Consider the following 21699-nt stretch of genomic DNA (forward strand, 5'->3'; position numbering starts at 1 on the left):
TCGGCCGAAGCCGAAAGCGGGCCGCCATGCAGAGCCGGACCAAGCGCCACCTGTCCCCCGCCGACCTCGACGCCCTGCTGCGCGCCTCCACCGGGGTCGGGTGCCGGGTGGAGGCGGAGCTGACCGACGGCTGGTTCGCCGCCGCCTACCGGGTCGTCCTCGACGACGGCCGTCCCGCCGTCGTCAAACTCGCCCCGCCGCCGGACGCCCCGGTGCTGCGCTACGAACGCGGCATCACGGCGACGGAGGCGATGGTCTACGGCCGCCTCGCGGCCCTCCCGCCCGGGCAGGTCCCCACCCCGGAACTCCTCTACTCCGGGCCGGAGTTCGTGGTCCTCTCCGTGCTGGACGGCACCCCTTGGGACAAGGTGGCCGACGGCCTGCCGCCGGTCACGCAGGACGCGCTGCGCCGTGAACTCGGCGCCGTCACCGCCCGGTTGCACACCCTGACCGCACCGGACGGCCGGTTCGGCTACCCGGCCCCCGAGGCCGCGCTGTCGGCGCCCGACTGGCCGACGGCCTTCACGGCGATGGTGGACGCACTTCTGCAGGACGCCGCAGATGCCCAAGACGCCGCCGGTGCCGCCCCCCTGACATCCCCGCTCGACGTGCCGCCCGCCGTCATCCGCGCCCTCGTCGCCGAGGGCAAGGGCGTCCTCGGTGAGGTCACCGAGCCCCGCCTGGTCCACTTCGACCTGTGGCCGGGCAACGTCTTCGTCGACGTCCCCGGCGGCGGAGAGGGCCCACGGGCACCCCGGATCACCGGGATCATCGACCACGAGCGGGCGTTCTGGGGCGACCCGGTGGCCGAGCTGGTCTCCCTCGCCTTCGGCGGCGACACGGGCCCGGACAGCGACCTGGTCGCCGGGTACACCGAGGCCGGCGGCCACCTCGACTTCACCCCGGCCGTCCGGCACCGGCTGGCGCTGTACCGCCTCTACCTGGGCCTGCTCCTCGTGGTCGAGTGCGGCCCGCGCGGCTACGTCGGTGACCACCTGGCGTTCTGCCGGCGCACCCTGGCCGAGGCCGTGGCGGAGCTGCGCGCGCTGGGGTAGGCGACGACACCTGATCCGGAGCGGGCTCAGCCCAGGCACACCACCAGCAGGCAGAGCCGGTCCGGCCGGCTCGGGGAGGTGGCCGCCGGATCGGGCGCCGGCTGGGTGGACGCCGGGGCCTGGGGCGCCGGGTCGGTGGCCGTCGCCGACTGGTCGGCCGGGGTCGTACGGGGAGCCTCACCGGTCATCGGCACGGTGGTGGCCGTCCCCGGACCGGCGGCGTCCGAGCCGACCGGGCGCGGCTCGGCCGCGGAGTCCGGGCGGGCCGCGGTGGGGGCAGGGGTGCCCGGGGCGGAGGGACCGGCGGCGCTCGCCGGAGTGCCCGCGGCCGGTGACTGCGTGCGGGGCAGGGTGCGGGCCGGGGCGGAGACCGAGGCCGCGGGTACGGCCGCCACCGCACCGCCCGCGTCGTCGTCCCGCACCTGTGCGCGCGCCGCGCCCATGGCCCGGTCGTCCGGTGCCGCTGCCGCCCGGGTGCGGTCGGGTGCGTGCCGGTCGAGCGAGGCGAGCGTCAGACCGCCACCGACGAGCGCCACGGCCGTCGCCACCACGGCCCGGCGCTGGCTCTTCCTCCAGCGCACCCGCTGACGGCGCCGCGCGGCCCGGCCCCGCGGGGCGGGCGGCGCGTCCGAGACGTCGCCGGTCTCCGGCGCGTGGGCGTCGTCCGCCCGGTCCTCGTGCCAGGACTGCGGAAGGACGGACCCGGTCCCCCGCGACACGTCGTCCCAGGCGCCCCGGGGGCGTGGGGGAGCCGTGGGACCCGCAGGACCCATGGGCCCCGGCACGGTGGAGTCGGCCCGATCGGGCCGTCCGGACGCCCCGGAGCCGCCGTCGCCTCCTGCCGCACCGCCTGCGTCCCCCGCGTCCCCCACCGCGAACGGCCGGCGGCCCTCCGTGCCGGGTGGGGCGATGTCCGGGGCGTAGGCGCCGCACCCGGGGCACACCAGGGCGCCGTTGAGGTGCCGGCGACACGCGGAGCAGTAGTCCATCTGCGGTCTTCCTGGTTCGACTGCGTCGTGGGCCCACCGGGTCCACGGCCTGGTCACGCTCGCACGGGAGGCCGAGCGGCCAGTCACGCTAACGGGGCTTTCGCCAGGCCGTGTGCAGCGTGTGTGGCGCTCCTGCGCGGATTCCGGGCGGCTCACGTGGACCGCGCCGGACCGCTCCGTACCGTCCCGCCCCGCGCACGCGCCGTCGCCGCCCGGCCCGCCGTCCGTTCCCGCGCCGGGCTCCGCGCCACGGGTGAAACCCCCGCACCACGCGGGCCCGGTGGGCCGTGTCGTACGCCGCCGTCGGCATAGTGGCGGGCGCCCCCGCTTCCGACCGGCAGGAGAACCCCATGCTCGGCACCCGCTTCCGCACCGGATCACCCGTCTGGATCGACCTCGGCAGCCCGGACACCGCGACGGCGGCCGCCTTCTACTCCGCCGTCTTCGGGTGGACGTACGAGACCGCCGGGCCGGAGAGCAGCGGGTACGGCGTCTTCCGCAAGGGCGACCGGACGGTCGGCGCCGTCGGCCGGCTGACCGAGCGGGGCGCGCGGTCGGCGTGGATGACGTACTTCCGCAGCGACGACGTCGATGCGACCACGCGGGCGGTGGTCGCGGCGGGCGGGACGGTGCGGGCCGAGCCGATGAGCATGGGCGACTCCTCGATGGCGCAGTTCACCGACCCGCAGGGCGCGCAGTTCGCCGTGCTGAAGTCCGACCAGGGCCTGGAGCGGGCGGCCGAGGACGACACGCTGCTGTGGGTCGAACTGCACACCGAGGACCCGGAGGCCGCGATCCACTTCTACAGCGGGCTGTTCGGCTGGCGCTCGGAGGTGATGCAGGCGCCGGGGATGACGTACCGGGTGCTCAGCCTGGCCGAGGGCGACCGGCAGCAGACGGCGTTCGGCGGTGTGGCCGAGCACCGGGGCGAGCCGGAGGGCGTGCGCTGGGTGCCGTACTTCGCCGTCGCCGACGCGGACGCCTCGGCCGACCTGGTGCGGAGCCACGGCGGAACGGTGGTGATGCCGGCCTCCGACGTGCCCGAGGTGGGCCGCATCGCCTGGCTGGCGGACCCCTGCGAGGCGGTCTTCGCGGTCCTGAAGCCGAACCCGCGCCAGGCCTGACGCGGGCCGGGGGCGCGCGGGCGTCCACGCCGGTCCGCAGGTGTCCGCAGGCGTCCCCACGCGTCCGCACCGGGTGACCGTCCTCCGCTCCCGCCCGTCGTTTCTCCCGGGAGGCGGCGGGAACCCGGCGGGCGTGGTGGCCTACGGAGCCGAGCAGCGGGTGCTGGTCGGCTCACCTCCCGCCGGCGCGCCTACACCCGCCGGCTCGGCCTGCTGTGGGAGACGCCCGTGGAGCACGAGCCGTGGCCGCTCGCCGAGGCGTCCGTCGAGGTGCTGGAGGAGACCCTGACCAGGGCGGCCGGCCTGCCCGCGCCCGCCTCGGCACCGCTGGTGCACTACTCGGAGGGGGTACGGCATGTACGGTTCGGTCCGTCCCGGCCCGTCGGCCCGGCAGCGGGCCCGAGGTGAGCGCGGACGCCGGCGCCTGCGGTTCGACGGCTGGATCGCGGGGCTCGGCTTCTCCGGCGGCACCCGGGTCGTGCTGGGGCACTGGCCCCGGACGCCGCTCGGCCCGTTCAGCGACGTGATGGTCGAACGGCCGGACGGGGAGCGGCTGTTGCTCGCACCCTCACGCGAGGTCGCCGACTTCGTGGCGGCCACGTACGTCTTCGACACGGTGCGGATCGTGCCCGTGGACGTAGAGGTGGACACAGACGGCGATGGCGGCGGCGGTGGCGGTCGCGATGCCGACGCGGGCGCCGGCGGACGGCTCTGGTCGGTCACGGCGGGACCCCTCGCCCTGCGCTTCACCGTGGGCCGACGGGGCGGTCTGGGCCTGCTGCTGCGGGCGGTGCCGGGGGCGCTCGCGACACGTCCGGCGTGGTGCGCCCTGACCGACGGACCGGCCCGGCTGCTGCCGGGCGGCGTGCGGACCCGCGGCAGCGCGGGCGGGGGACGCCGGGAGTGGTACGGGGTGCGGGACCTGCACGCGATCGCCGCCGCGTCGGCGGCCCACGAGGGCGACGACCTCGGCACCCTCACCCCCGTGACCCCACCGGTCCGCTTCGGTTTCGGCTCGGTCCCGCGCAAGCCGGGTCTGGCCCGGGTGGTGACCACGGTGGACGTCAGGGAGTGAGGGCACGGGCGGTCCCCGTCAGGGCAACGCCCCCGTGTCCGTGACCAGGTCGACCACCCCCGCCGGACCGCCCCGGGCCAGCGCCTCGCGCTGCCGGTCCGCGCCGGTGCCCTCCTGGAACAGGCGGTGCACCAGGGACGTCACCTCGCGGGTGTCACCGGCGACCTCCAGCGCCGGCTCCACGTGCTCCAGCAGCATCGACACCGCGTCGCCCGCCCGGCAGCGCCGCCCCTCCGGGTCGACGAGCTCCGCGCCGAGCCCGTGCCGGGCGGCCTGCCACATGGCCACCTGCAACAGCTCCGGCGGGGTGTCCGGCGCCGGCCGCCCGGCCGCGGCCTCCCGCTCCGCCGTCTCCACCAGGCCGCGCACCAGCCCGGTGAACATCACCGCGTCCTCGGTGCGCAGCTGTACGTCCATGCAGCGCACCTCGACCGTGGGGCACCGCTCGGACAGCCGGGCCTGCCAGTACAGCTGCCCGGTGTCCCCGATCACGCCGGTCTCCACCAGCCGGCCGATCCGCCGGTCGTAGTCGGTGTCGTCGGCGAAGGCCGGCGGGATGCCGCTGACCGGCCAGCGGTCGAAGACGACCGTGCGCCAGCTGGCGAACCCGGTGTCGTGCCCCTCCCACAGGGGTGAGTTCGCGGCCATGGCGGTGAGCACCGGCAGCCACACGCGGATCCGGTTCAGCACCTGCACGCCGACGTGCCGGCCGGGCACCGCCACGTGCACGTGCATGCCGTTGACCAGCTGCTCTGCGACCAGCTGCGGCGCCTGCCGCTCCAGCGCCCGGTAGCGGGGCAGTTCGGTGACGGTGACCGGCGCGCCCTTGGGCAGCGGCGGGGTGCCGCTCGCCACCACGCGGCAGCCGTGCGCCGCGGCCGCTTGGGCGACCGCGTGCCGCAGCCGCAGCAGGTGGCCGCCGACCTCCTCCAGCGCGCCGCAGATCGGCGTGACCACCTCCACCTGCGCCTGCAGCAGCTCGGCCTGGATCTCCTGCGGCGCGACGAAGGGCTCCAGGCCGGCCGCGGAGCGCACCTTCTCCGCGTGCGGGGCCAGGAGTCCGGTGGTCGCGTCCATCAGGAGGTACTCCTCTTCGACCCCCACGGTTCTCGTCATCAAGGTCCTGTCCTCCTCGCGGATGCGGGGGACGAGTGGGGCGATCCGGCCGGTTCCAAACGTCCGTCCCGTCCCGGCCCCCCGGACGGACCCGTGGGGGGTCCGCGGGGGACCCGTGGGGAGAGCCGACCGCACCGGGTGGTGCCTGCCGGGACCGCGTCGCGGCGGCGCCCGCCCCGTGAGCCGTCCCCCACCGGTCCGCCGCACCGGTGCCCCGCCCCCGTCGGCCCCGGTCCCCGCGCCGCCCCGACCGGCGCGGACTAGGATCGCGCCCATGGCGACGACCGTCGGTGACGTGGAACGGTTCGAGGCGTCCAGGGGGCGGCTGGAGGCCATCGCCTACCGGCTGCTCGGGTCCGCGAGCGAGGCCGAGGACGTCGTGCAGGAGACGTACCTGCGCTGGCAGGCGGCCGACCCCGGGCGCATCGAGGTACCCGAGGCGTGGCTGACCAAGGTCCTCACCAACCTGTGCCTGAACCAGCTCACCTCGGCCCGCGCCCGGCGCGAGACCTACGTCGGCGAGTGGCTCCCCGAGCCCCTCCTGGCCGGCGACCCGATGCTCGGCCCCGCCGACACCGCCGAACAGCGCGAGTCGGTGTCGTACGCGGTGCTCACCGTGATGGAGCGGCTGTCGCCCAACGAGCGGGCGGTGTACGTGCTGCGGGAGGCGTTCGACTACCCGCACCGGGAGATCGCCGAGATCCTCGACCTCACCGAGGCCGCCAGCCAGCAGATCTACCACCGCGCCAAGAAGCACGTGGCCGAGGGCCGGGCCCGCGCCGAGATCGACGAGTCCGCGGCCCGGAGGATCGTCGACGAGTTCCTCGCCGCAGCGACCAGCGGCCGGACCGAGCCGCTGGTCCGGCTGCTCACCGCGGACGCGGTCGCGGTCGGTGACGGCGGCGGTGTGATCCCCGCCCGCGCCAAGGGGTTCCGGGGAGCGCTCGCCGTGGCGACCTTCCTGCGGGGCCTGTTCAAGCCCGGCAAGGCCAAGCGCGCCCTGGTCGGCGGCTCGCCCGACGTGTACGCGACGACCGCGAACGGCGGTCCCGCCCTGGTCGCCGTGCTCGACGGCCGGGTCATCGGCGTCATGTGCCTGGAGGTGACCCCGGACGGCATCGCCGCGTTCCGCAACCAGGTCAACCCCGCCAAGCTCGGGCGGGCGACCCGCGCCTGGGCGGCCGACGACCACGGGGAGCCCCTGCTCACCGCCTTCTGAGCCCGGCGCACCGCAGCTCCACGGCGATGTGACCTGCTTCACACCACTCCGCTGTCAGGAATCGGCGCGCCGTCCGGTTCAAGGGGCGAACCGCCGACAACGGACCAGACAGGAGCACCGACATGCAGCACCGCATCGTCGTCCTCGGAGCCGGATACGCCGGAGCCAGCGCCGCCGGGCGGCTCGCCAAGCGCCTGCGCCGCGAAGACGTCTCCGTGACCCTCGTCAACGCCGAGCCCGACTTCGTCGAGCGGGTGCGGCTGCACCAGCTCGCCACCGGCCGCGACCTCCCGCACCGGCCGCTCGCCGAGATGTTCGAGGGCACCGGTGTCGACCTCCGGGTCGCGCGGGTCACCGCCGTGGACGCCGACCGCAAGGCCGTCACCCTCACCACCGCCGACGGCCCGGACGAACTGCCGTACGACACCCTCGTCTACGCCCTCGGCAGCCACTGGGACGACCAGGGCGTCCCCGGCGCCGCCGACCACGCCCACGAGCTGGCCGGCCGCGCCGGCGCACTGCGGCTGCGCGAGCACCTGGCCGCGCTGGACGCCGGACGGCCCGTCGTGGTCGTGGGCGGCGGCCTGACCGGCCTGGAGGCCGTGACGGAGATCGCCGAGGCCCGCCCGGACCTCGACGTCGCCCTCGTCGCCCGCGACGGTCTCGGCGACTGGCTGTCCGACAAGGGCCGCCGGCACCTGGGGGAGGTCCTCGACCGGCTGGGCGTCACGGTGCACGAGCACACCGCGGTCGTCGGCGTCGAGGCCGACCTGGTCCTCACCGCCGACGGCACGGTCCTGCCGTCCGCCGCGACCGTGTGGACCACCGGCTTCACCGTCCACCCGATCGCGCGGGCCACCACCCTGGAGGTCACCGACACCGGCCGGATCGTCGTCGACGGCACGATGCGCTCGGTCTCCCACCCGGACGTCTACGCCGTCGGCGACGCGGCCTGGGCGATGGGCCCCGGCGACAAGCCGCTGCGCATGTCGTGCGCCTCGGGCACCCCCTCGGCCTGGCAGGCCGCCGACGCCATCGCGGCCCGCCTGACCGGCGGCAAGCGGAAGGACGTCCCGCTGCGCTACTTCAACCAGTGCGTCTCGCTGGGCCGCAAGGACGGCCTCATCCAGTACGTCACCGCCGACGACCGCGCCGTCCCGCGCGCCCTGGCCGGACGCATCGCCGCCGTCTACAAGGAGCTGGTCTGCAAGGGCGCGGTCTGGGCCGTCGCCCACCCGACCCTCGGCATGCCGACCCGCCGCCGCGCCGTCGTCGAGCAGCCGGCGTCCGCCGGGACCGCCCCGGCCGAAGCCGCCGCGTGAGCCGTGGCACGACGAAGCCCCGGCACCACCAGGTGCCGGGGCCTCACGGGGGAAGGGCTACCAGCCCCAGCCTTCGGCGGACACCTCGCCGGCCGGCGCGGCGGCCGGGGTGACCACGGCGTCGTGGCAGGTGAAGCCGAGCCGGGTCAGCGCCCGGTGCATCTCGGCGGCGGTGAAGTCGCGCCGGTCCTGCCGGGTGACGATCTCGCCGACCTGCTTGACCGGGTAGACCTCACTCCCGACGGTCACGCACGTGCCGACGGCCGGCTCGGGCGTGACGTCCCGCATCGAGTGCTCGACCTCGCTCTTGGTCAGGTCGAAGGGGAACCGGGCGATGACACAGCGCATGACGCCTCCACGGGAGTACGGGAAGGAAGGACCCCGGCCGGGACCGGGGCCGCGAGGGGGAGCTGGAGCAGGGGGGCGGGTCAGCGGTCGTCCCGCGGCGCGGAGCGCCGGGGACGCGACGCGCCCCGCCGGCCGCGGCTGCGCCCGCCCGCCGACCCGGTGCCGGCGCCCGCGCGCCGCTGTCCGGCCGACGGGGCCGCCGGGGCCGGGACGGGGATGACGACGGGCACGCCGGACGGGGTCCGCGCGCCGGTGATGCGGCCGAGTTCCGCCTCGCCGGGCCGCACCCGGGCGCTGCTGGGCGTGATGCCGGCGTCGGCCATCAGCCGGTCCATCGCGCGCCGCTGGTGCGGCAGCACCAGGGTGACGACGGTGCCGGACTCGCCGGCCCGCGCCGTACGGCCGCCGCGGTGCAGGTAGTCCTTGTGGTCGCCGGGCGGGTCGACGTTCAGGACCAGGTCGAGGCCCTCGACGTGGATGCCGCGGGCGGCGACGTTGGTCGCGACCAGCGCCGTGACCTGGCCGTCCTTGAACTGGGCGAGCGTGCGGTTGCGCTGCGGCTGGGACTTGCCGCCGTGCAGCGCCGAGGCGCGCACACCCACGGACAGCAGGTGCTTGGCCATCTTGTCCACCGCGTGCTTGGTGTCCAGGAACATGATCACGCGTCCCTCGCGGGCGGCGATCTCGGTGGCCGTGGCGTGCTTGTCCGTGTCGTGCACGTGGAGCAGGTGGTGATCCATGGTGGTGACGCTGCCGGCGGAGGAGTCCACCGAGTGCACGACCGGGTCGTGCAGGTAGCGGCGCACCAGCAGGTCGATGTTCCGGTCGAGGGTGGCCGAGAACAGCAGCCGCTGCCCGCCCGGCGCGACCTGGTCGAGCAGCGCGGTCACCTGCGGCATGAAGCCCATGTCGGCCATCTGGTCGGCCTCGTCGAGCACGGTGGTGCCGACCTGGTCGAGCCGGCAGTCGCCGCGCTCGATGAGGTCCTTGAGGCGGCCGGGCGTGGCGACGACGACCTCGGCGCCGGCGCGCAGGGCGCCCGCCTGACGGCCGATCGACATGCCGCCCACCACGGTCGCGAGCCGCAGCCGCAGCGCACGGGCGTACGGGGTGAGCGCGTCGGTCACCTGCTGGGCGAGCTCGCGGGTGGGCACGAGGACCAGCGCGAGCGGCTGGCGGGGCTGGGCCCGCTGTCCGTCGAGCCGGGCGAGGACGGGCAGCCCGAAGGCCAGCGTCTTGCCGGAGCCGGTGCGGCCGCGGCCGAGGACGTCCCGGCCGGCCAGCGCGTTCGGCAGGGTGGCCGCCTGGATGGGGAACGGCTCGACGACGCCCTCGGCGTCCAGCGCGGCGAGCAGCCGTTGGGGCATGTCGAGTTCGGCGAACGCCTCGACGGGCGGCAGCGGCGGGGTGATGGTCTCCGGCAGGGCGAATTCCTGCGGGCGCTGGGCCTGGCCCGAGCTGCGGCCCCGGTCGCCCTGGCCCTTGCGCCCGTTGGGGCGTCCGGTGCCGGCGGTGGGACGGGAACCGCGGTGGTGCGAGTCGGGGGAGCGAAAACGGTTGCCACGCGCGGGGCGGGCGCGGTTCATGGGGGAACCTTCCTCGATGCGGCACGTATCGAGGAATTCCTCCGGGGGCGTGGTGACGCGACGCTCGACCGCACGAGGATTCACAAGAATGAGCCGAAAGAAAATCCGGGAATGAGCGGAGGCCCGCACCCCGAGAGCGCGGGCCCCAGCCACATGAGATGTCGCGGGCACGAGGCCCGCGTACGCGTCAGCGTCAGGCAGGAACGATGTTCTCGGCCTGCGGGCCCTTCTGGCCCTGCGTGACGTCGAAGGTAACCTTCTGGCCTTCCTGAAGCTCACGGAAGCCGGACGTGGCGATGTTCGAGTAGTGGGCGAACACGTCAGCGCCGCCACCGTCCTGCTCGATGAAGCCGAAGCCCTTTTCCGAGTTGAACCACTTCACGGTGCCAGATGCCATGTTGAATCTCCCTTGGGGGGCAGTACCGGACTCCGCACTTTACGGAATCCGCGTCGCCGCGATGATCACCCCTCCGGAAGAATCCGGAAAGCACTGCAAAGACTTGAATCTCTGGCAACCAAAACTGCAACAGTTATCACGCTAACACAGGTCACCGGCACGCGGCCATGCGTTTCCCCCGCGCCCGGATATTCTGATCCACGCACCCACCGCAAATCTGTACCGGTGGCATGAGATATTCGTCGCGTCCGACGGCACCCTCCGGGCCCGCGCTTCCCGGCCGGCCGTCCCGGCGAGCCGTTTCCCGGGCCGGACGCCGCACAACTGGCGCCGGGCGCGGCGCCGGTGGCCGACTCGTGGGCCGGGCGGTCGACTGCGCCACACCAGCCAATCTGCACGCGTCACGGCAGATTTCCTCTCGCGCCCAAGTCATTTCTGTGCGTTCCCCGCGACACTCCCGGCGCCTCGGCCGTTCGTGGGTCCCTACGATGGACCGCTCACGGAACCGGTCCCGCACGGGACCGCGGCGCGGCGGAGGGGAGAGAGGGTGACGGACGACCGGGAACCCGCCCGGCGCGACCGGCGGCAGCGCCCCCGGCGCCGGGCCCAGGGCGAACTGGAGGGGCTGGTCCTGGCCGCCCTGCGGGAGGCCGACGGCCCGGCGACGGCGGGCTGGGTGCAGGAACGCCTCGGCGGCGACCTCGCCTACACCACCGTGATCACCATCCTCACGCGGCTGCTGGCCAAGGGAGCGGTGACCCGGGAGCGCGCCGGCCGGTCCTTCGCCTGGACGCCGGTGTCCGACCGGGCGGGACTCGCCGCGCACAAGATGCGCAAGCTGCTCGACCGGGAGAGCGACCGGGAGGCGGTCCTCGCCAGCTTCGTCACCTCGCTCGACGCCGGCGACGAACGCCTCCTGCGGGACCTGCTGGAGCGCGCGAGGCCCGAGGGGGAGGACTGAGGCCGCGTGGGCGTGTTCGTCTTCCTCCCGCTGGTCCTGCCGCTGACGGCGTGGCCGGTCGCCCGGCTCGCCGCGCAGCACCTGCACCCCCGCACGGCCACCCGGCTGCTGACCGCGCTGGCCGCCGTCATGGCGACGTGCAGCACGGTGTGCCTGGCCCTGCTGATGGTGGTGGGCACCGCCCAACTGCCCGGCAACCCGCTGCCCGACGGCTGGTCCGACCCCGAGGTCCGCGCGGCGGTGCCGTACGACGAGGTGGCCGGCCGGGCGGCCGTGCCCACGCTGCTCGTGGTGCTCGCCGCGTGCGCGGGCACCCTCTGGCGCCATGGGCGGGTGCGCCGCCGGGGCCAGGCGGCCCTGGCCGGCCTGCCGGACACCGAGGTCGCCGTGCTGCCCGACGGCGAGCCCTACGCGTACGCGCTGCCGGGCGGGCCGCGTGGCCGGGTCGTCGTGACGACGGCCCTGCTGGCGCACCTCGAACCCGCCGAACGCCGCGCGCTGTTCGCCCATGAGCGGGCGCACCTGACGGCCCGCCACCACCGGTACCTGCTCACCGTGCGGCTGGCCGCCCGCGCCAACCCGTTCCTGCGCCCCCTGCGGGCCGCGGTGGCCTACACGACGGAGCGCTGGGCGGACGAGGCGGCGGCCGAGGCCGTCGGCAGCCGCCGCGCCGTGGCCCGCGCGATCGGCAGGGCGGCGCTGGTCTCCCGGGGCACGCCGGTGCCGACCCTCGCGGGCCTGGCCGCGCCCGGCCCGGTGCCGCGGCGGGTCGCCGCGCTCCTCGCCCCGGCCCCGGTGACCCGGGCGTGGCCGTCGGCGTTCACCGCCGTGGGTCTCGCGGCCTGGACGGCGGCCGCGGGGACGGCCTTGTCGGCCATGTCGTCCGCGAATTCCGCCGTCACGCTGGCCCTCGTCCTGCGGGCGGCGACACCCTTGTAGGGGGTGCCGCCGGACCGGTCAGAGGTCGAACTCGTGCGGCGGCAGGTCGAGCGTGAAGCACGCCTCGCGGACGACGGCCTGCTCGGTCTTGTCGAAGTCGCCGTCGGCGCCGCCGATGACGATGCCGATCTGGATCACGGCCCGTGCCTCGGCGGGCTTCTTCTTCGCCTTGGCGACCTCCTGCAACACGCTGACCTTGCCGAAGGCGAAGTCGGCGGTGAGCTTGTCGAGGTTCGCCTCGAAGCGGCGGCGCAGGTCGTCGGCGTCGAAGTTCTGCAACACCTCGTTGGTGGCGATCAGTTGGGCCACGCGCTGCCGCTCGGCCGGGTCGATCGTGCCGTCGGCGGCCGCGACCAGGGCGCACATCGCCATGCTCGCATCGCGGAAGGCGCCGCTCTTCAGGTCGTTCTTCTTCGCCACGAGCTGGGTCTGCATCGTTGACGCGGACTCCTTGATGCGGTCCCACAGGGCCATGAGAACTCCATGTGTGTGCGTGGTCGTCAGATCTACAGCACCGTAGAAACTAGCGACGCGGCGGATAAGTTCCTGGCTCCGGCGCGCGTCCGCCTCACCGCCGGCTCACCGCCGACTCACCGCACCGGGAAGCCGAACGAGTAGCCCTGGTCCTTGAGCCAGGGCAGGACCCGGCGCAGCGCCTCGACCGTCTGGGAGCGGTCGCCGCCCGCGTCGTGGAAGAGCAGCGTCGGCCCGTTCGCCACCTCCCGCTGGACGGTGGCGACGATGGCGTCCGTGCCCGGCCGCTCGAAGTCCTTGGTGTCGACGTTCCAGCCCAGCGGGCGCATGCCCCGCGAGGCGGCGAGCGTACGGCTGTACGGCGTGAACGCACCGCCGGGCGCCCGGTAGTACATCGGCCGGACACCCCCGGACGCCTCGGTGATCATGCGCTCGGCGTCGAGGACCTGCTGCTTCTGGTACGCCTCGGACTGCTTGTCCATGGTGGTGTCGTGCGACACCGAGTGGTCGCACAGCCGGTGCCCCTCGGCGACGACCCGCTTCACCAGGTCGGGGTGGGCCTGCGCCTGCGTGCCCACCATGCAGAACGTGGCCTTCACGCCGTACTCCCGCAGCACGTCGAGCACTTGCGGGGTCCAGCGCGGGTCGGGCCCGTCGTCGATGGTGATGTTGACGCCCCGCGGGCCCCGGTCGGAGGCGTGCACGATGCTCACGTCGACGGCCTTGACCTCGCTGACCGGCGTGGCGGACGCGGCCGCCTTCGACGGACCGCCCCCCGCGGCACCGGCCTGCGCCGCCCACACCGAGGCCCCGGCGGCGACCAGCGTCACCCCGAGCGCCGCACCGACGACCTTGCCGTACCAGCCCCGCCTGCCCCCGTGCCGCGCCATGCCCGCCCCGCCTTCCCACAGTTGCCCCGTTTGTTCGAACGACCACCCGGCAGGACGACAGCGGGGCCCGGGAGGATCCGTCCGTTACGGACTACGGACAATTCCGGGGAACTCCGGGAACAACTCGACGGACGCCGACCCGCCTCACACGCAGCACCGGCAGTACAAGTGGGCCCCCGTCGCGCGCGCCCGGTCGGCCAGGCGTACGAAGGTGACCACCGCGTCCTCGGCGTCGCGCGGATCGGCGAAGCGGAGCTCCTCGATCCCGGACCACCGGGCCGCCACTCCCGGGACCGCGTCCTCGGGAAGCGCGGCGAGCAGGTCCCGCCAGCGGTCGGGGAGTTGCTGGAGTATCAGCCCGGTGTTCCACGGAGAGCCGGGCTCCTCGAACCCGCCCCGCGGGTACGGCACGTCGGGCCAGACCAGCTCGGGCCCGTCCGCCGGACCGCCGTTCACGGAGGCGCCGGAGGCGGCGCCCTCCACGAAGGCGACCAGCTGCGCGAGCACCACGTCCGGGTCGATGCCCTTGGCGTCGATCCAGTCCGCGCCCGTGTCCTCCAGCGACGTCCCGCTCAGCCAGTCGCCGTCCGGACCGATGGCCAGCTCCACCGCCGTCGCACGGTCGGCCGCGTGGAAGTAGTCGCACAGCACACCCATGTCGATCCCCCGAACCCCCGGTCAAGCCCTGGGGGAAGTAGAGCAGACGGCACTGACAACGCCCCGCGGTCAGCCGCCCTCGCGCTTGATCCACTCCCCGCCGCCCAGCGGGTAGTCGTAGCCCGGGCGGCCCGCGCCGGCGCTCGTGCGGAACGGCGACCCGGAGTCGTCGATGTGGACCGTCCCCCGGCGGCTCCCGCTGGACCAGTCCAGGGTCAGGTCCCACCGAACGTCGTGGGCGGCGGTGCGGGCGGTGACGTAGAAGACCTCGGGGTCGGACTCGCTGACCTTGTAGGGGAAGGGGCGCTGGCCGTTCCTGACGCCGACCGTGGGGCTGCCGTCGTCGAGGTCGATGTCGAACACCTTGGTCCCCACACCACCGCCGCAGCCGACGCCCATCGAGTAGTCGTTCCAGGCGAGCGGCGCGCCCTTGCTCAGGACCCGCACGTGCAGTGCCTCCAGGACAACGGTGTCCTCACCCGTGCCCTGCACGGTGAGCGCGATCTCCTGCTCGTCCGAGGACACCGCCCCGTACGCGGCCGCCCAGCGCACGGCGTCCTGCTCATCCGCCGGCGGACCCACCTGCTCCGGTTCGCTGTCGACGAGGAAGTGCTGGCTGCACGGGCTGTCGTAGACGTACGGCCGGGTCCCGACGGTGAGCGGAACGGCAGCGGTGCCGCGGTCGTCGTCGCGCGGGGCGGCGCCGCCGTCGTCCTGCGGCGCACGGGAGCGGGCGGCGGTGGGGGAGGCGGACGGGGACGGCGTGGGCCGCGTCGCGCCCGGGGACGGGGAGGCGGTCGCTTTCCCGTCGTCCGGCGCCTCGCTGCCGGGCGCGGTCGCACCGGCCACCGCCCGGCGGTCGCCCGAGTCGTCGTCCCCGCCGCCCAGCAGCGGAGGAACGACGAACACGGCGGCCCCGAGCGCGACGACACCGGCGACACAGGCGGCGACCAGGGCGGTACGGCGTTGACGGCGGCGGAGTGGCGGGGCGGGGTCGCGGGGGACGTCGGAGACGACGGGGTCGGCGTGGGTGGGGTGGTGCGAGGTGTGGCCGGCGGTGCTGGGGGCGTCGGTGAGGGGCGCGTCGCCGGTCCCGGCCGTCCCTTCGGACGCCTCCGCCCCCGTCCCGGTGACCGCGGCTGCCGCCGCACCCGGCTGCTCCCGCTCCCCCTTGTTCCCGCGCGCCGCGTCCGCCAGGATCCAGCGCCGGTGCAGCTCCACCAGCTCGTCCGGCGTCGCCTTGCAGACGCGGGCGAGGCGCTCCACGGGTGCGTAGTCGACGGGCACCGCGGTGCCGTTGCAGTAGCGGTGCAGCGTGGACGTGCTCATGTGCATCCGCTTGGCGAGCGCCCCGTAGCTCAGCCCCGAGCGGTCCTTGAGCTCGCGCAGCAGCCGCGCGAACGCCTCCGTTCCCTCAGCCCCCGTTGCCCCCGTTGCCCCCGGCACCCCGTTCCCCCGTCCCCTCGTGTCCCAGCACAGCGTTCCAGGACGTCGGTATTTCTGCAGCTCAGAGCCTGTTTCACCGTTCCAGCGTCCCGAACTGCCCGCTGGTCGTGGCGGGTGGGACGGAACGCCGCACAAGCTTCGGTCATCCAATCACCACGGCAACCCGCACACCGAAGGGGCTCAGCCACATGTCCAGCTTCCGCACCGCCCGCACTCCCCGCGCCCGCCTCGTCGGCGCCGCCGCGACCGTCGTACTCGCCGCCCTCTCCCTGACCGCGTGCAACGACGGAACGGGCGTCGAGAGCGAGGGCAGGACGACCGGGACCCCCTCGACCGCGAACGGCACCGCCACCGCGCCGCCGCAGGACGAGCCCGCGGCCGGCACCACCCAGGACTCGGGGACGGACGCCTCGGCACCGGCGGCGAACGGCCCGGCGGGCAAGGACTCCGGGACGAAGGCACCCGCCGCGTCCGGCGGATCGGGTGGGTCCAGTGGGACCGGTGCGTCCCGCAAGCCGGTCACCTGCGAGGGATCGGTCACCAGGACGACCGCGGCTCCGCTGACCCGCCCCGTGAACCACATGCTGCTCACCGTGACCAACACCGGCAGCCGGACGTGCTTCCTCTACGGCTACCCGGCGGTCCGCTTCGGCGAGGCCCAGGCCGTGCCCCCGGTCATCGAGGACTCGCAGCCGCAGGCGGTGGTCACGCTGGAGCCGGGCCAGTCCGGCTACGCCTCGGTGAGTCTGGCCGCCGCCGACGGCAGCGGCACGAACGGCCACACGGTGAAGTCCCTGACCGTCCACTTCCAGGGCCGCTCCGGCAACGGGAGCGTCGGCACGGCGGCCCAGCCGTCCCTGCCCGCGCAGGGCGTCTACGTCGACGACTCGCTGAAGGTCACGTACTGGCAGCAGTCGATGGACGACGCGGTCAGCTGGTAGTCCTCACGGCCTACGGCCGGCCGAGCCGGCGGGCAGTTCTCAGCGGGAGCTCGCACCCGAGCCGGCGCTGCCCGCCGACGACCCGCTGGCGGCGCGGCGGTACTCGGCGTTGATGCGCTGCGCCTCCTCGAGCTGGTCCTCCAGGATGACGATGCGACACGCTGCCTCGATCGGAGTCCCCTTGTCCACGAGCTCCCGGGCGCGGGCGGCGATCCGCAGCTGGTAGCGGGAGTACCGACGGTGTCCACCCTCCGAACGGAGCGGCGTGATCAGACGGGCCTCGCCGATGGCACGCAGGAACGCCGGAGTGGTGCCGAGCATCTCGGCTGCCCGGCCCATCGTGTACGCCGGATAGTCGTCGTCGTCCAGACGATCATTCAGAGGGTGGTCCGATGTCATGTCACCTCGCTGTGCGAACGCGTCGAGGGGCCTTGGTGCCGTACGGCACCAAGGCCCCGAAGGAAATTCAACACCATCCGTCGGCCCTAGTGCGGTGCCGACCTTCTGTTTCCGCTACCCGGCCCGGCAGGGCGGAGCGGGGGATCGCAGCTGCTTGACCGGGGACCACCATCCATTCCGGGGTCTTGCGGTACCCGGACCGAACGTTCTCGGACCGGGCGATCCTGATGGCGTCTGCTCCTCCATTTCTTCCGAACGGACTGCTGACCTGGTACTTCGTCTTCAGTCACCCGCCAGTTCATGTCTGGCGGTTCTCGCTCGACCGTTGTCTACGAGAAGAACCATACCCCGCCAGGGCGCGAAAACCTACACCGGCAAGGACAGATTTCACTCGCTCGGCGGAGGGGGAACCGGATCCTCCGCGGACATGACAGTGGGGCCCTGCCGACGCGCGTCGGCAGGGCCCCACTGGGTTCTGTGAAGGCGGTCACCCGCCCGGTGTCATGCGGCCATGGGCCCGGCGCCGCCGAGCAGCCGGGACGCCGCGGTGAGCGCGGAGACCCCGCCGGGGGCATCCGCTTGCCCGGGGCCCGCGCTTCCGGGCCGCTCGTGACAGGTGAAACCGAGCCGCGTCATGGCCCGCAGGACCTCGCCGGCCGTGAAGTCGCGCCGGTCCTGCCGGGTGAGGACCTGGCCCACCTGCATGACGGGGTAGCGACGCCGGCCGACCGTCACGGACTCGGTGGTGATGAGCTCGGGCCTGACCCCCTTCATGGAGGCGAGCACCCCGGTCCGGGTCAGCTCGAAGGGGTACCGGGCGATGACGCAGCGCATGATGCCTCACAGGGGAGAAGTCGCGGGAGGGGGACATGGGGCGACACTGTGCGACGCGGTGCGGCGCGGGGCGACGCGGTGCGACGCGGTGGCGCCGTCAGTGCGAGGGGGCGAGGACTCCGCCGTCCAGGAGGTCGCGCAGCTGGATCCGGTCCGTGTACGCGGCACTCTCCCGAAGGTCGGCGAGCCGGACCAGTGAGACGGACCCCGTGCTTTCATCGTCCCCGTCGCACACGGTGAGGTACTCGACCCGGGCCCCCGCCATGACGGCCAGGGCGACCTCGACGGTCATGTCGTCATTCACCCTCAAGGGGATCTCCTTCGGAGCGGCAGCGGGAATGGCGGGAGTGGCGGTAATGCGGCAATGAACCGGGGCGGTAATGACCACGGCGGCAATAACCACGTCGTTGGTGCGGCAAATGCTGCAATGCGGCAGTAGCAGCGCGGCGCGACCGGATGGCGGCCCAAGGTCCGCACCCGGCAGCAAAAGGCAACGAGCCGGGCCCGCACCCCAAGGTGCGGGCCCGGCTCGCAAGTACGCGTGAGCGCGGGTGGGTCAGGCGGGAACGATGTTCTCCGCGGTCAGACCCTTCTGGCCCTGCGCGATGTCGAACGACACCTTCTGGCCTTCGAGCAGCTCACGGAAGCCCGAGGAGGCGATGTTCGAGTAGTGGGCGAAGACGTCGGCGCCGCCGCCGTCCTGCTCGATGAAGCCGAAGCCCTTTTCCGCGTTGAACCACTTCACGGTGCCAGTAGCCATGTTGTTTCTCCTCCGGAGACGGTTTCAGGAATGCACCCTGTGCGCATTCCGTGTCGCCGTGTTGATCAGCCGTCGGAAAAACCTTCTGGCAACCACACCTGCAACTGACACCGACAGTAGCATGTCGCCCCGGAAGGTGCACGCTGAGTAATTCTTTCCCAGTTGTCGGCCCAGTAATAGTCACGATCCCCGAACCGAATTTCTCACGTCACGACAACAGATATGCGACCGTGGGCGGGGCTTCAGGGGTCCCGCGGCCGTCACCCGCCTGTGGCACGGTACCGACGGTTCCGGGATGGCTGATCCACAGCGTATTCCTGCTGGTCGGGGAGATCGGCCCGTCAGAAGCGTCGGCCAAGCTGTTCGACGAGAACGGCCGGGTCGTCTCGACCGTGGACCAGAGCAGGACCGTCGACCCGGCCGTCGGCCTGCGGAGCACGGAAGTGCTCAGCGCCAAGCCGGTGTTCGGGCAGCGCACCCAGGGCGGGACCGCCCCCTGGCAGACCACCGCCAACCCGCGCACCGGCCGCTACGAGCCGGCCAACGGCTGAAGACGCCGGTCTACCCGGGCGCCCGAGCCGCAGCGGACAGCGCACAACCGGCAGCGGCCCCTGACCCGGGCCGAGCAACGTGCCGGCCAGGTCGGCGGGCGTACGCTCAAAGGCACCGAGGGCCCTTCGTGTGCCGGCTCCCGCGCCGGCGCCGTTCTCGGCGAACGACGATGCCGGGCCCGGCCCGTCCGGCCCGGAGCAAGGTTCGCCCATGACCGTGAACAAGGGGCCCTCACCCGAGCAGGGCGAGTTCGTCCGTCCGTTGACCCGGTGCCAGATCGACGACCGCATGCAAGAGCTCGGCGAGCTGTACATGAACACCTCTGCCCGCCAGGTGCGGGCCTCGGACGCCTCGGGGCAGGGCCGGTCCGCCGTGTTCCGGCGACGGCTCGCGGGCCACATGCGGCGACCGGGGTTCGAGCTGCTCGTGGCGGAGACCGCCGGCCCCTCGGGCGCCACCGGTCTCACCGCGTGCGCCTACGGTTTCCCCGTGCGGGGCGACCGGCCCTGGTGGGAGGACACCGACGGGTACCTCTCGGAGAGCCTGCTCCGGGTCGCCGCCGTCGGCGGGCTCTTCGTGATCGCCGACATCCTGGTGGAGCGACGGGTACGCATCCGCGATCAAGGCCGCGAGTGGAACCTCGCGCGGCGCCTGCAGAAGCGGCTGCTGAGCGATCACGCAGCGGCGATCGGTGTCACGATGGTCGACCGGGACCATGCGGACATGCTCGAAGCACTGCTGTCCTGGGGCTGGCGCTGCCTGCCGGCCGACACCCGCCAGGCGTCGCCTCTCGCTCCCGGCCGACTTCTGGTGCTCCGCTGACCGGTGGACGGAGATCAGCGCCCGTGGGCGCGGGGGCCCGCCGGGTGATCGTCCCCGAGACGGGGAACGCGTCGTCGTGGGCCGGGTGCACCCCCGCCCAGCAGGCGGAAGGGTGATCAGCCGCCGCGCCCGGCGTCCCGGGGCACGCGGCATCCGTTCAGGCTCGCAGCAGCCGCCCGGTGATCTCCCGGTACTCCCGTAGCGCGAGCCGTAGTTCGGTGGACTGCGTCTCGGGGTCCCGGTCCTGCCAGCCGGCGCGCAGGACGCGACGACGTGCCGCAAGGGCGTTCAGCAGCGCCTTGGTGGCTTCGTCGAAGGCGTTCTCGGCCTCCTCCAGGGCCTCGCTCGGGGCGTCCGCGAAGGTGTTGACGGCGTGTCCGAGGCGCCGGACGATCCTGTCCCGTTCGTCGGACGGGAGCAGCGGCTCCGGGCCTTGGGCGTGGCGTCCGGCGGGGCCGGGGGGCCGGTCGGCGGGCTGCTGGGCGCGTGTCTGGTCGTACATCGTCGTATCCACCGTTCCCGTGGGGATGGGGTCGCCGCCCGAAGACGCCGTCGGTCTTCTCGGCGGCCTGCCGCGGGCTGCCGGAAGCCCGATCGGCCCCGCCATCACGGCTCTGCGCCGTTCCGTCAGTCAATGTCCCGCGACGATCCGTGTCAACGCGGCACCGGCTCGAGCACGCTCCGCCCGACGGGCCTGACCAGCGGTTTCCGAGTGCTTCCCGGTACGGGGAGTACGGTGAGGAGCACGAGGGTGTGTCGTACCCATCTGACAGGTCGTCCCCAGTACACCACCCGTCCGCCACGGGCAGCCCGTGACCCCGGCCGCATCGCCGTCCCCGTGCGGCCTCCACCGAGGTCGAGGAGCCCCGCCGTGCCACCCGGGCCCGCCGCGGCGACCCCGCCGGTCACCGCGTCGCCGTCCGAGGACCACGACGCAGTGGGCGTGGTCCCGTCGTTCCCGGCCACCGGCCCGGTCGGTCGTCGTCGGACCGGGCCGCGGCCCGCCGTGTCCGACGTCAACCATCCGCATGCACAAGGCAGTTGGCAGGAGCCGTCATGACCACCGCAGTGCAACCCCCGCTTCCCTCCGAACCGGCCCTGCGCCTGCGTCTCGCCCCGCACAGTGACCTGCCCCGGGCTCTCGACGGCGCGTGGTGGCCTCGTTCGTACGACCTCGTGGCCGAGCTTCCGCATCTGCTCGCCGGGTTGCCGCACGCGTGGGGGCACATCACCAGTGTCACCGTCAGCGGAGCGACGTGGTCCGCGGTGCCGGACCGCATGCTCGTCTCCCACCAGGTCGTACGGCTGCGCAGAACACCGGCGGCATCAACGCCGCGCACCGTCGTCCTGGTCGCCCCCGGCCGGGGGCGCTGGGACCTGCTGGTCGTGCCGCCGGACACGACCGACGAGGCCGCGGAACCGCTCATGTCAGCCGCCGCGGGCAGGCTGACCGGCTGAACGGACCGCTCCGCGCCCTCTCCTCATCCGCTCCGGCCGTCCGCTCCCGGGGGGCGGCTGCTCTCCAGCCAGGACCGCGCCGGTTCCGCCGTTCGTGTCGTGTCTACGACGAGCTCGAGGCGGGTGCCGCCTCCGGCGCCCGCGGGATAACTGCGCTGCTCGGTCGCGTCGAAGCAGCGGCGGAGCACCTCCGCGACACGGCGGGCGACCTCGGGGGAGGCCGCGACGATGCGTACGTCGGCGTGTCCTTCCGAGGGAGTGTGCTCGGGCTGCTGCATGGCGACCTCGGGTCGGGTCAATGGGGCACGGGCGAACGGACCGGATCTTCGACTCTA

General features: G+C 73.9%; 26 protein-coding genes and 1 pseudogene. 12 read left to right on the top strand and 15 right to left on the bottom strand.

Annotation, left to right across the window (positions count from 1 at the left end):
- Positions 1–26 precede the first annotated feature (26 nt).
- On the top strand, positions 27–1055 hold the full coding sequence (locus E4U91_RS18395; protein WP_137307876.1) for a phosphotransferase family protein: 1029 nt from the start codon (positions 27–29) through the stop codon (positions 1053–1055).
- Positions 1056–1081: 26 nt separating this feature from the next.
- On the opposite strand, the gene E4U91_RS38120 is transcribed toward E4U91_RS18395, so the two are convergent.
- Positions 1082–2044 (bottom strand): SCO2400 family protein, encoded by a 963-nt coding sequence (locus E4U91_RS38120; protein ID WP_168218133.1) that lies wholly within the window; start codon positions 2042–2044, stop codon positions 1082–1084.
- A 350-nt stretch (positions 2045–2394) separates the two neighbouring features.
- Between E4U91_RS38120 and E4U91_RS18405 the strand changes: the two genes are divergently transcribed.
- The 3 genes and pseudogenes from E4U91_RS18405 to E4U91_RS18415 all read left to right on the top strand — a co-directional run bounded on the left by E4U91_RS18405 (position 2395) and on the right by E4U91_RS18415 (position 4243).
- Positions 2395–3168: a VOC family protein gene (locus tag E4U91_RS18405; RefSeq protein WP_137307878.1), complete on the top strand. Its 774-nt coding sequence runs from the start codon at positions 2395–2397 to the stop codon at positions 3166–3168.
- Positions 3169–3348: 180 nt separating this feature from the next.
- Positions 3349–3576, top strand: a pseudogene (locus E4U91_RS18410) (DUF2071 domain-containing protein); the annotation flags it as partial.
- Positions 3524–4243: a hypothetical protein gene (locus tag E4U91_RS18415; protein WP_241678623.1), complete on the top strand. Its 720-nt coding sequence runs from the start codon at positions 3524–3526 to the stop codon at positions 4241–4243. The pseudogene E4U91_RS18410 and the gene E4U91_RS18415, both read left to right, overlap by 53 nt.
- 18 nt (positions 4244–4261) lie before the next feature.
- Here the strand turns inward: E4U91_RS18415 and E4U91_RS18420 are convergent, their stop codons facing one another.
- The gene (locus tag E4U91_RS18420) at positions 4262–5359 is read right to left on the bottom strand and encodes a carboxylate-amine ligase (protein ID WP_137307879.1); all 1098 of its coding nucleotides are present in this window, start codon (positions 5357–5359) and stop codon (positions 4262–4264) included.
- Between the two features lie 274 nt (positions 5360–5633).
- Between E4U91_RS18420 and sigJ the strand changes: the two genes are divergently transcribed.
- Complete coding sequence (gene sigJ / locus E4U91_RS18425) at positions 5634–6578, top strand: RNA polymerase sigma factor SigJ (protein ID WP_137307880.1); 945 nt, start codon at positions 5634–5636, stop codon at positions 6576–6578.
- Positions 6579–6700: 122 nt separating this feature from the next.
- Positions 6701–7900 carry an NAD(P)/FAD-dependent oxidoreductase gene (locus E4U91_RS18430; protein ID WP_137307881.1) on the top strand — a complete coding sequence of 400 codons (1200 nt, stop codon included), beginning with the start codon at positions 6701–6703 and terminating at the stop codon, positions 7898–7900.
- A 57-nt stretch (positions 7901–7957) separates the two neighbouring features.
- Here E4U91_RS18430 and E4U91_RS18435 read toward each other — a convergent pair whose 3' ends face one another.
- From E4U91_RS18435 to E4U91_RS18445, 3 genes are all read right to left on the bottom strand, one after another.
- Complete coding sequence (locus tag E4U91_RS18435; protein ID WP_137307882.1) at positions 7958–8248, bottom strand: SCO5918 family protein; 291 nt, start codon at positions 8246–8248, stop codon at positions 7958–7960.
- Positions 8249–8328: 80 nt separating this feature from the next.
- On the bottom strand, positions 8329–9834 hold the full coding sequence (locus tag E4U91_RS18440) for a DEAD/DEAH box helicase (RefSeq protein ID WP_137307883.1): 1506 nt from the start codon (positions 9832–9834) through the stop codon (positions 8329–8331).
- 193 nt (positions 9835–10027) lie between these two features.
- A complete protein-coding gene (locus E4U91_RS18445) occupies positions 10028–10231 on the bottom strand; it encodes a cold-shock protein (RefSeq protein ID WP_030379203.1) in 204 nt (67 codons plus the stop codon).
- 547 nt (positions 10232–10778) lie between these two features.
- Between E4U91_RS18445 and E4U91_RS18450 the strand changes: the two genes are divergently transcribed.
- Both E4U91_RS18450 and E4U91_RS18455 read left to right on the top strand, forming a co-directional pair.
- On the top strand, positions 10779–11192 hold the full coding sequence (locus E4U91_RS18450) for a BlaI/MecI/CopY family transcriptional regulator (RefSeq protein ID WP_137307884.1): 414 nt from the start codon (positions 10779–10781) through the stop codon (positions 11190–11192).
- A 6-nt stretch (positions 11193–11198) separates the two neighbouring features.
- Complete coding sequence (locus E4U91_RS18455; protein WP_137307885.1) at positions 11199–12131, top strand: M56 family metallopeptidase; 933 nt, start codon at positions 11199–11201, stop codon at positions 12129–12131.
- 18 nt (positions 12132–12149) lie between these two features.
- Here E4U91_RS18455 and E4U91_RS18460 read toward each other — a convergent pair whose 3' ends face one another.
- From E4U91_RS18460 to E4U91_RS18475, 4 genes are all read right to left on the bottom strand, one after another.
- Positions 12150–12605: a tellurite resistance TerB family protein gene (locus tag E4U91_RS18460; protein ID WP_067242240.1), complete on the bottom strand. Its 456-nt coding sequence runs from the start codon at positions 12603–12605 to the stop codon at positions 12150–12152.
- Between the two features lie 116 nt (positions 12606–12721).
- A complete protein-coding gene (locus tag E4U91_RS18465) occupies positions 12722–13495 on the bottom strand; it encodes a polysaccharide deacetylase family protein (RefSeq protein ID WP_137307886.1) in 774 nt (257 codons plus the stop codon).
- Positions 13496–13639: 144 nt separating this feature from the next.
- Positions 13640–14152 (bottom strand): P-loop NTPase family protein, encoded by a 513-nt coding sequence (locus E4U91_RS18470; RefSeq protein ID WP_137307887.1) that lies wholly within the window; start codon positions 14150–14152, stop codon positions 13640–13642.
- A gap of 69 nt (positions 14153–14221) precedes the next feature.
- Positions 14222–15598 (bottom strand): transcriptional regulator, encoded by a 1377-nt coding sequence (locus E4U91_RS18475; RefSeq protein ID WP_137307888.1) that lies wholly within the window; start codon positions 15596–15598, stop codon positions 14222–14224.
- 188 nt (positions 15599–15786) lie between these two features.
- Between E4U91_RS18475 and E4U91_RS18480 the strand changes: the two genes are divergently transcribed.
- Entirely contained in the window at positions 15787–16539 is a 753-nt protein-coding gene (locus tag E4U91_RS18480; protein WP_137307889.1) for a DUF4232 domain-containing protein, read from the top strand.
- Positions 16540–16578: 39 nt separating this feature from the next.
- On the opposite strand, the gene E4U91_RS18485 is transcribed toward E4U91_RS18480, so the two are convergent.
- From E4U91_RS18485 to E4U91_RS18500, 4 genes are all read right to left on the bottom strand, one after another.
- Positions 16579–16938, bottom strand: a complete 360-nt coding sequence (locus E4U91_RS18485; RefSeq protein WP_137307890.1) for a MerR family transcriptional regulator — start codon at positions 16936–16938, stop codon at positions 16579–16581.
- A 501-nt stretch (positions 16939–17439) separates the two neighbouring features.
- Positions 17440–17772 (bottom strand): SCO5918 family protein, encoded by a 333-nt coding sequence (locus tag E4U91_RS18490; protein ID WP_137307891.1) that lies wholly within the window; start codon positions 17770–17772, stop codon positions 17440–17442.
- Between the two features lie 97 nt (positions 17773–17869).
- Positions 17870–18064 carry a CBS domain-containing protein gene (locus E4U91_RS18495; protein ID WP_241678861.1) on the bottom strand — a complete coding sequence of 65 codons (195 nt, stop codon included), beginning with the start codon at positions 18062–18064 and terminating at the stop codon, positions 17870–17872.
- A gap of 264 nt (positions 18065–18328) precedes the next feature.
- Complete coding sequence (locus E4U91_RS18500) at positions 18329–18532, bottom strand: cold-shock protein (RefSeq protein WP_067242263.1); 204 nt, start codon at positions 18530–18532, stop codon at positions 18329–18331.
- A gap of 392 nt (positions 18533–18924) precedes the next feature.
- On the opposite strand from E4U91_RS18500, the gene E4U91_RS38125 reads away from it, so the two are divergent.
- Positions 18925–19083 (top strand): hypothetical protein, encoded by a 159-nt coding sequence (locus E4U91_RS38125; RefSeq protein ID WP_168218134.1) that lies wholly within the window; start codon positions 18925–18927, stop codon positions 19081–19083.
- Positions 19084–19294: 211 nt separating this feature from the next.
- On the top strand, positions 19295–19906 hold the full coding sequence (locus E4U91_RS18505; protein ID WP_137307892.1) for a hypothetical protein: 612 nt from the start codon (positions 19295–19297) through the stop codon (positions 19904–19906).
- A gap of 157 nt (positions 19907–20063) precedes the next feature.
- Here the strand turns inward: E4U91_RS18505 and E4U91_RS18510 are convergent, their stop codons facing one another.
- Positions 20064–20408: a hypothetical protein gene (locus E4U91_RS18510; protein WP_137307893.1), complete on the bottom strand. Its 345-nt coding sequence runs from the start codon at positions 20406–20408 to the stop codon at positions 20064–20066.
- Between the two features lie 554 nt (positions 20409–20962).
- Here E4U91_RS18510 and E4U91_RS18515 point away from each other — a divergent pair.
- A complete protein-coding gene (locus tag E4U91_RS18515) occupies positions 20963–21364 on the top strand; it encodes a DUF5994 family protein (RefSeq protein WP_137307894.1) in 402 nt (133 codons plus the stop codon).
- Positions 21365–21387: 23 nt separating this feature from the next.
- Here the strand turns inward: E4U91_RS18515 and E4U91_RS18520 are convergent, their stop codons facing one another.
- On the bottom strand, positions 21388–21642 hold the full coding sequence (locus E4U91_RS18520; RefSeq protein ID WP_137310889.1) for a hypothetical protein: 255 nt from the start codon (positions 21640–21642) through the stop codon (positions 21388–21390).
- Between the last annotated feature and the right edge of the window lie 57 nt (positions 21643–21699).

The sequence above is a fragment of the Streptomyces lasalocidi genome (genome assembly GCF_005280215.1).
In the GTDB taxonomy this organism is placed as follows: domain Bacteria; phylum Actinomycetota; class Actinomycetes; order Streptomycetales; family Streptomycetaceae; genus Streptomyces; species Streptomyces longwoodensis.

Bases quoted from the DNA above. Each gene is read 5' to 3' on its own strand.
- E4U91_RS18500 (WP_067242263.1), bottom strand. From the start codon at position 18,532: ATGGCTACTGGCACCGTGAAGTGGTTCAACGCGGAAAAGGGCTTCGGC.
- E4U91_RS18470 (WP_137307887.1), bottom strand. From the start codon at position 14,152: ATGGGTGTGCTGTGCGACTACTTCCACGCGGCCGACCGTGCGACGGCG.
- E4U91_RS18405 (WP_137307878.1), top strand. From the start codon at position 2,395: ATGCTCGGCACCCGCTTCCGCACCGGATCACCCGTCTGGATCGACCTC.
- E4U91_RS18495 (WP_241678861.1), bottom strand. From the start codon at position 18,064: ATGACCGTCGAGGTCGCCCTGGCCGTCATGGCGGGGGCCCGGGTCGAG.
- E4U91_RS18395 (WP_137307876.1), top strand. From the start codon at position 27: ATGCAGAGCCGGACCAAGCGCCACCTGTCCCCCGCCGACCTCGACGCC.
- E4U91_RS18430 (WP_137307881.1), top strand. From the start codon at position 6,701: ATGCAGCACCGCATCGTCGTCCTCGGAGCCGGATACGCCGGAGCCAGC.
- E4U91_RS18505 (WP_137307892.1), top strand. From the start codon at position 19,295: ATGACCGTGAACAAGGGGCCCTCACCCGAGCAGGGCGAGTTCGTCCGT.
- E4U91_RS18440 (WP_137307883.1), bottom strand. From the start codon at position 9,834: ATGAACCGCGCCCGCCCCGCGCGTGGCAACCGTTTTCGCTCCCCCGAC.
- E4U91_RS38120 (WP_168218133.1), bottom strand. From the start codon at position 2,044: ATGGACTACTGCTCCGCGTGTCGCCGGCACCTCAACGGCGCCCTGGTG.
- sigJ (WP_137307880.1), top strand. From the start codon at position 5,634: ATGGCGACGACCGTCGGTGACGTGGAACGGTTCGAGGCGTCCAGGGGG.
- E4U91_RS18445 (WP_030379203.1), bottom strand. From the start codon at position 10,231: ATGGCATCTGGCACCGTGAAGTGGTTCAACTCGGAAAAGGGCTTCGGC.
- E4U91_RS18520 (WP_137310889.1), bottom strand. From the start codon at position 21,642: ATGCAGCAGCCCGAGCACACTCCCTCGGAAGGACACGCCGACGTACGC.
- E4U91_RS18490 (WP_137307891.1), bottom strand. From the start codon at position 17,772: ATGCGCTGCGTCATCGCCCGGTACCCCTTCGAGCTGACCCGGACCGGG.
- E4U91_RS18415 (WP_241678623.1), top strand. From the start codon at position 3,524: ATGTACGGTTCGGTCCGTCCCGGCCCGTCGGCCCGGCAGCGGGCCCGA.
- E4U91_RS18420 (WP_137307879.1), bottom strand. From the start codon at position 5,359: ATGACGAGAACCGTGGGGGTCGAAGAGGAGTACCTCCTGATGGACGCG.
- E4U91_RS18510 (WP_137307893.1), bottom strand. From the start codon at position 20,408: ATGTACGACCAGACACGCGCCCAGCAGCCCGCCGACCGGCCCCCCGGC.
- E4U91_RS18460 (WP_067242240.1), bottom strand. From the start codon at position 12,605: ATGGCCCTGTGGGACCGCATCAAGGAGTCCGCGTCAACGATGCAGACC.
- E4U91_RS18435 (WP_137307882.1), bottom strand. From the start codon at position 8,248: ATGCGCTGTGTCATCGCCCGGTTCCCCTTCGACCTGACCAAGAGCGAG.
- E4U91_RS18480 (WP_137307889.1), top strand. From the start codon at position 15,787: ATGTCCAGCTTCCGCACCGCCCGCACTCCCCGCGCCCGCCTCGTCGGC.
- E4U91_RS18485 (WP_137307890.1), bottom strand. From the start codon at position 16,938: ATGACATCGGACCACCCTCTGAATGATCGTCTGGACGACGACGACTAT.
- E4U91_RS18465 (WP_137307886.1), bottom strand. From the start codon at position 13,495: ATGGCGCGGCACGGGGGCAGGCGGGGCTGGTACGGCAAGGTCGTCGGT.
- E4U91_RS18515 (WP_137307894.1), top strand. From the start codon at position 20,963: ATGACCACCGCAGTGCAACCCCCGCTTCCCTCCGAACCGGCCCTGCGC.